Here is a 6,516-nt window from a genome sequence, read left to right on the forward strand (position 1 = left end):
CCGCCCCCGGCACCGCCGGCCGGGCCGCGTGCCACCGCCGGCCGGCGGCGTGACATCCTCGGGGCCATGACCACCGCACCCGCAGCGCCCCTCGGCACCCTCCGCAACCCGGTCGGCGCCCACGTTCCGGTGGCCGCCCGCGGGCTGGCCGGAACGGGGCTGGCGTACGCGCGCCGGGTCGGCGCCGAGACCGTGCAGGTGTTCGTGGCCAACCCGCGCGGCTGGGCCACCCCGCCGGGCAACCCCGCGCAGGACGAGGAGTTCCGGGCGGCCTGCGCCGAGCAGGCACTCCCCGCCTGGGTGCACGCCCCGTACCTGATCAATTTCGGCTCGGACAACCCGGCCACCCGCGAGCGCTCGGCCGACTCGCTGCGGCACTCGCTGCGCCGCGGCCACGCGATCGGCGCGCTGGGCGTCGTCCTGCACACCGGGTCGGCGGTCGGCACGGCGCCCGGCGGCGGCTCCCGGCGGGCCGAGGCGATGGCACAGGTCCGGGCCGACGTGCGGCCGCTGCTGGACGAACTGGACGCCCTCGGCGAGGACGCGCCCTGGCTGCTGCTGGAGCCGACGGCGGGCCAGGGCAGCTCGCTCTGCTCCCGGCTGGAGGAGCTCGCCGAGTACGTCGAGGCGCTGGACGGGCACCCGAAGGTCGGCGTCTGCCTGGACACCTGCCACGCCTTCGCCGCCGGGCACGACCTGGCCGTACCGGGCGGGGTGACGGCCGCGCTGGACGCCCTGGCGTCGGCGGCCGGGCCGGGCCGGCTGCGGCTGATCCACGCCAACGACTCCGAGGACGTCGTCGGCGCGCGCAAGGACCGGCACGCCAACATCGGCGCCGGGATGATCGGCGCGGAACCGTTCCGCGAGCTGTTCGAGCACCCGGAGACGGCCGGTGTCCCGCTGCTGGTGGAGACCCCGGACCGCAAGCACGGCGGGGACGGCACCGGGCACGCGATGGACATCGCCGTGCTGAAGGAACTGCGCGAGCGGGCTGCCGCCCCCGCCCGGCCGGCCTGACCTGCTCGGCCCGCCGCTCGGACAGCCGTGAGCCCGGGGGCCCACAGCGGCCCCCGGGCTCACCGGTCGGTCAGCAGTCGCCGATGCAGTCGTCCTCGGTGTGCTCGTGGACGTTCAGCCAGTTGGCGTGCGGGCCGAACAGGCCGACACCAGCCGAACCCGACTCCAGGCTCTGCCCGGTCGACGAGTGCGACCCGTGCCAGGCCGCCATCGCCGGCGCCGGCGCCGCGAAGGCAGCGGCGCCCGCCACGGCCGCGATCACGGCGAGCTTGCGGATCTTCCCACGAAGCGACATCTGATGTCCTCTGGTTCGATTCTGGTCCTCGATCCGCCTCCCGGAACGGCCGGTGCGGCCACCGGACGGGGCGGACGGCGCCCCACCGGGGGAAGCGCCGGGCCAACGTTTGCACACGAACGCGCACGCGCCGCGGCGCGCCGCAAACCGGCTGAGGCATTCGGGTGACGACATCCCTCCCCCGGGTGAACGCCCTCGGACACCCGGCCGCACACCGAACGGCCGGTCCGGACCGGCGCAGGACGAGTGCCCGTCCGACCGGTGCGGGACCGCAAGTCTTGCGGTGACATGCCAGGCCGACTGAACAAATCCCATCGATTTGGTACAGAGCGCCACCCGGTTCGAGCATGAACGGTGGCTCCACCGAGCACGCGCAGGACCACGAAAGGCGCACCACCCTCATGCAGACCAGCCCGGCCGCACCCCGGCAGGCGACCCGACCGAGCCCGCCGGAGACCCCGGAAGCGGTCACCGCGACGCCCCGCAAGGGCGGCCGCTTCGGCCTGCCGACCGCCACCGCCCTGGTGATGGGCAACATCATCGGCGGCGGCATCTTCATGATCCCCGCCGCCGTGGCCCCCTACGGGACGGTCAGCCTGGTCTCCTTCGTCGTCCTGACCGTGGGCGCGATCGCACTCGCGCTCGTCTTCGGGCAGCTCGCGCGCCGCAACCCGCGCACCGGCGGGCCGTACGTCTACGCCCGGGAGGCCTTCGGGGACTTCGCCGGGTTCCTGTCGGCCTGGTCGTACTGGATCACCACCTGGGTCAGCAACGCCGCGCTCGCGGTCGCCGCCGTCGGCTACCTCGACGTGCTGCTGCCCGTCGGCCACTCCATCGGGCTCAGCATCGCCGCCGCGATGGCCTTCCAGTGGCTGCCCGCGCTGGCGAACCTGGCCGGCACCCGCTACGTCGGCGCCGTCCAACTCGTCTCCACCGTCCTCAAGTTCATCCCGCTGCTGCTGGTCGCGGTGGGCGGCCTGGGCTTCTTCGACGCGCGCAACCTGGGCCCCTTCGACGCCACCGGGCACGGCTGGGCCGGCGGGATGACGGCGGCCGCGGCCATCCTGCTCTTCAGCTACCTGGGCGTGGAGTCGGCCGCGATGAGCGCCGGCCAGGTCCGCGATCCGGAGCGCAACGTCGGGCGGGCCAGCGTGCTCGGCACGGCCGGTGCGGCGGTGGTCTACCTGCTGGGCACGCTCGCGGTCTTCGGCACCGTCGCCCACGACCGGCTGATCCACTCCACCGCGCCGTTCTCGGACGCCGTGGACGCCATGTTCGGCGGCACGTGGGGCGGCACGGCCATCGCCGTCGCCGCACTCGTCTCGATGACCGGCGCGCTCAACGGCTGGACGCTGCTGGCCGCCCAGGCGCCGTACGCGGCCGCCAAGGACGGGCTGTTCCCGGCCGCCTTCGCCAAGGAGCGGCGCGGCGTCCCGGTGTTCGGCGTCGTGACCAGCGTCGCGCTGGCCTCGGTGCTGACCATCCTCAACTTCGCCACCGGCGCCAAGGGCGCGTTCGACATCCTGGTGCTGGTCACCACCTTCACCGCGACCGTCCCGTACCTGCTCTCCACCGCCGCGCAGCTGTACTGGCTGGTGCGCGGCATGCCCGACAAGGTCTCCGGGGGCCGGCTCGCCCGGGACGCGGTGCTGGGCCTGGGCGCCTTCGGCTTCTCCCTGTGGCTGGTGGCCGGCGCCGGTTACGCGGCCGTCTACCAGGGCGTGCTGTTCCTGTTCGCCGGGATCCTGGTCTACGTCTGGATGGCGGCCCGCCGCCGGGACTGACGGCCCGGGGCCGGGGCCGCGGCGGCTCGGAGTGACGTGCTCCTGACGGATCGTCACGCACCTTGCCCGGAGCGGCGGATGTGGACATCCTTGGCCGGAGGTTTCCCTCCCGGGCGGCTCCTCGCCATCGGCCGGCCCGCCCGCGCCGGATAGACGGGAGACCGGAACCTCCGCACCCTGCACCGCCGTTCTGCGCGAACCTCCGTTTCCGTGAACCTTCGAGTACCGGGAGTGCCATGAAGATCCTGAGGCTGTTGACAGCCCCCGCCGCCGTCCTCGCCCTGACCGCCGGCACCGTCACCACCGCCGCCGCGGCCCCGGCGCGACCGGCCCTGAACGACGTCGTGGTCCTCGGCGCCGCCTCCAACGGCCAGACCGTGCAGGTTCACCCGGGTGACGTGGTCCAGATCGACCTGCCGCCCTACCGCGACAGCACCGTCACCTGGCTGTCCTCCGTCCCGGCGACGACCGCGCCCTCGGTGCTGCCGCAGACCTCGGGCAGCACCGACCCCGACAACACCACGCACGCGACCTTCAACGCGGCCACCGCCGGGACGAGCGACATCACCTGGATCTGGCGGTGCGCCTTCCCGGATCGCGGCTCGGCCTGCCCGCCGTTCGTCTACTACCCGCGGACCACCATCGTCGTTTCCTGACCGCACGCACTCGAACGGCCGGGATCCGCAGCCTGCGGATCCCGGCCGTTCGAGTGGGGGCGAAGGTCACCCCGGCCCGTGGCCCCGCTCACCGGGAAGCCGCGCCTCGGACACGTTCACCGCGACGGCCTCCGGGCGCCCGGCGGCCGATTCCGCGAAGCGGGCGCGGGGCCGCGGGGCGTCCGGCGGCTGGAGGGTGAGGACGTGGTCGGCCAGCGGGAGGAAGGCCGGGTCGTGGGTGATCAGGATCGTGGTGCGGCCCGCCATCAGGCGGCGCAGCGGGGGGATCAGCTGCTGGACGGTCTTCGGGTCCAGGCCGGTGGTGGGTTCGTCCAGGACGAGGACCGGCGCGCCGCGCAGGAAGGCCCGGGCGATGGCGACGCGCTGGGCCTGCCCGCCGGAGAGCTGGAAGCCCTCGTCGCCGATGACCGTGCCGTACCCCTGCGGCAGCGCGGTGATGAAGCCGTGGGCGCCCGCGCTGCGGGCCGCGCGTTCGATGTCGCCCTGCGGGGCGTCGGGCCTGCCGTAGGCGATGTTGTCCCGGATGGTCGCGTGGAAGAGCTGCGCCTGCTGGGGCAGGAAGCTGATCGCCGCACGCAGCGAGGCGATGGTCAGGTCCTGGATGTCGGTGCCGTCGAGGCGGACGGTACCGGACTGCGGGTCCAGGAAGCGGACCAGGAGCTTGGCGAGCGTGGACTTGCCGCTGCCGCTGGGGCCGATGACGGCCAGGACCTTGCCGGGACTGACGTCGAAGCTGACGTCGGACAGCACCGGGGCGTCGTGGCTGCCGGCGTAGGCGACGTGGACGCCCTCGAAGGAGACCCGGCCGCGGACCGCGCCGGCGTCCCGCGCGGCGGGGCTCTCCCGGACCGGACTGGACAGGTCGTGGATCTCCAGTAGGCGCTCGCCCGAGGCGCAGGCCGCGCCCGCGAGCGGGACGAGCCCGGCGAGTTGCTGGATCGGCTCGAACAGCTGCGCCATGAAGGCGGCGAAGGCGAGCAGACCACCCAGGCTCAGCCCGCCGTGGATCACCTGGAGGGCGCCGACGCCCACCACGACCAGACCGGCGAGCATCTGGAGGACATTGAGGAGGGGCTGGTAGAGGTCGGACATCCGGGCGGCGGAGAGCTCGGCGTCCAGCAGGGCCTTTCCCTCGCGGTGCACCCGCTCGACCTCGCGCTCCTCCTGGCCGCAGGTGCGGGTGACCACCACGTTGCGCAGCGTCTCCTCCAGCAGCGCGGTGACGCCGCCGGCGCGGCGCTGGACCTGCCGCTCCCGGATGCGGATGCGGCGCCCGAAGAAACCGGTGGTGAGGATGAACAGCGGCGCGACGATCAGCGCCGCCAGGGTGAGGGGCCAGCTCAGGTAGAACGCCGCGCCGGCGAACAGCACCAGGCTGACCGAGGCCACCGCGCCCTCGACCAGGCCGGTCGCGACCATCTGCTCGATCGTCGCGATGTCGGCGGTCATCCGGGCCACCAGGTCGCCGCGCCAGCGGGTCTCCAGGGTGTCGGGCGGCAGGGTGTGCAGATGGGCCAGTGTGCCGGTACGGAGCCGGAGCAGGTACCGCTCCGCGATCCAGGTGCCGGTGTAGGTGCCCGCGAAGGTGAACAGCGCCGCCGCCGCGGCCGCGGCGAGCATCGTGCCGCCGAGCGGCCAGAACTCGGCGAAGTGCCGAGGCACCAGGACCTCGTCGATCAGGTCCTTGAACATCCAGACCGAGACGACCTCGCCGAAGGCTCCGAGAACGAGCAGCACCGCGCTCAGCGGCAGCCAGCGCAAGTCCGGTCTGACCCACGGCCAGAACCGCCGGAACAGCTCGCGCAGCGAGATGGCGGGCGAGTCCGCCACCGGCCCCTGGTCGATGGCCCGGTCGGCTGCCCGGTCCTCCGGACCCCCCATGGGCGTCGCACCGTGCATGGAGGAACCCCACTCAGGATGAGGGGCCGGCGGTGATACCGCCGGCCCCAGGGATGGGTGTCATGCCGGGCTGTTAAGCACAGCCCGGACCGCCCTTATCTGTCACCAGAAGCCAAACCGACGACGGCGGCCGTGGCGACGGCGGCGACGGTCACGTTCACGTCCGCGACCGCGGTCCCTGCGGTTGAAGTAACTCATCACGACTCCATTTCTTCCCTTGCATTGGCACGCCGCACGTCCACGGCCGACGCCGACGGCGCGGACCCGGGGAGCACGACAGAGACTGCCGTTGCCGTGAGACAGCCCTAAGCGGCGGGCACGTCAGGGATGTGCCTGCCAGAGCCGTTCTCACATCTCCAGTATCCGCCTGGCGCCCCCGCTCGCAGCTTCTGGACCGCAACCGCGACCGGTCCTCGGCATGCGAAGGGACCCCGGACTCGGCCGCCCGACCCCCGCCCCGGCGGCCGGATCCGGCCCTCCCGACCGGCCCCCCGACGAGCCGGGTCGGGCGAGGAGCCGCCCGGTCGGCTCGGCGACTGACCCACCGTCAAGTGCCGTTCGTCCGGCGTCTCGAAACAGCCGCGCCCGCGCACCGGGCGCCGCCGCCCACCGGTCGACCGCAGGCCCCCGCGACGACGGCGTCGGCGCGAGCCCCCGGCCCTCGCGCCCCCTCCCCGAAGACCCCCGCCCGGGCCGCCGACCCCGCCCGCCGACGCCTACCCGGATGGCGCAGCCGACCGACGGGGCGGGGGGGGGGGGGGGGGGGGGGGGGGGGGGGGGGGGGGGGGTGGGGGGTAGGGGGGGGGGGGGGGGGACCACGTCGTGGGCCGGCAGCGCGGAGTGC

At 74.1% G+C, this 6,516-nt stretch carries 5 protein-coding genes; 3 read left to right on the forward strand and 2 right to left on the reverse strand.

Going from position 1 to position 6,516, the window contains the following annotated elements; all coding sequences use genetic code 11:
• The first annotated feature begins 66 nt into the window (after positions 1-66).
• On the forward strand, positions 67-1,017 hold the full coding sequence (locus tag AC07AL_RS14825) for a deoxyribonuclease IV (protein WP_363585985.1): 951 nt from the start codon (positions 67-69) through the stop codon (positions 1,015-1,017).
• 70 nt (positions 1,018-1,087) lie between these two features.
• Here the strand turns inward: AC07AL_RS14825 and AC07AL_RS14830 are convergent, their stop codons facing one another.
• Complete coding sequence (locus tag AC07AL_RS14830) at positions 1,088-1,312, reverse strand: hypothetical protein (RefSeq protein ID WP_363585984.1); 225 nt, start codon at positions 1,310-1,312, stop codon at positions 1,088-1,090.
• Between the two features lie 401 nt (positions 1,313-1,713).
• Here AC07AL_RS14830 and AC07AL_RS14835 point away from each other — a divergent pair, with 401 nt between their 5' ends.
• Together AC07AL_RS14835 and AC07AL_RS14840 are read left to right on the forward strand one after the other, a co-directional pair.
• The gene (locus AC07AL_RS14835) at positions 1,714-3,096 is read left to right on the forward strand and encodes an amino acid permease (protein ID WP_363586029.1); all 1,383 of its coding nucleotides are present in this window, start codon (positions 1,714-1,716) and stop codon (positions 3,094-3,096) included.
• 236 nt (positions 3,097-3,332) lie between these two features.
• Positions 3,333-3,752: a hypothetical protein gene (locus tag AC07AL_RS14840; protein WP_363585983.1), complete on the forward strand. Its 420-nt coding sequence runs from the start codon at positions 3,333-3,335 to the stop codon at positions 3,750-3,752.
• Positions 3,753-3,818: 66 nt separating this feature from the next.
• On the opposite strand, the gene AC07AL_RS14845 is transcribed toward AC07AL_RS14840, so the two are convergent.
• Positions 3,819-5,654 carry an ABC transporter ATP-binding protein gene (locus tag AC07AL_RS14845; RefSeq protein WP_363585982.1) on the reverse strand — a complete coding sequence of 612 codons (1,836 nt, stop codon included), beginning with the start codon at positions 5,652-5,654 and terminating at the stop codon, positions 3,819-3,821.
• Positions 5,655-6,516: the final 862 nt, after the last annotated feature.

This window comes from Kitasatospora sp. NPDC043949 (assembly GCF_056435365.1).

Bases quoted from the DNA above. Each gene is read 5' to 3' on its own strand.
- AC07AL_RS14825 (WP_363585985.1), top strand. From the start codon at position 67: ATGACCACCGCACCCGCAGCGCCCCTCGGCACCCTCCGCAACCCGGTC.
- AC07AL_RS14830 (WP_363585984.1), bottom strand. From the start codon at position 1,312: ATGTCGCTTCGTGGGAAGATCCGCAAGCTCGCCGTGATCGCGGCCGTG.
- AC07AL_RS14835 (WP_363586029.1), top strand. From the start codon at position 1,714: ATGCAGACCAGCCCGGCCGCACCCCGGCAGGCGACCCGACCGAGCCCG.
- AC07AL_RS14840 (WP_363585983.1), top strand. From the start codon at position 3,333: ATGAAGATCCTGAGGCTGTTGACAGCCCCCGCCGCCGTCCTCGCCCTG.
- AC07AL_RS14845 (WP_363585982.1), bottom strand. From the start codon at position 5,654: ATGGGGGGTCCGGAGGACCGGGCAGCCGACCGGGCCATCGACCAGGGG.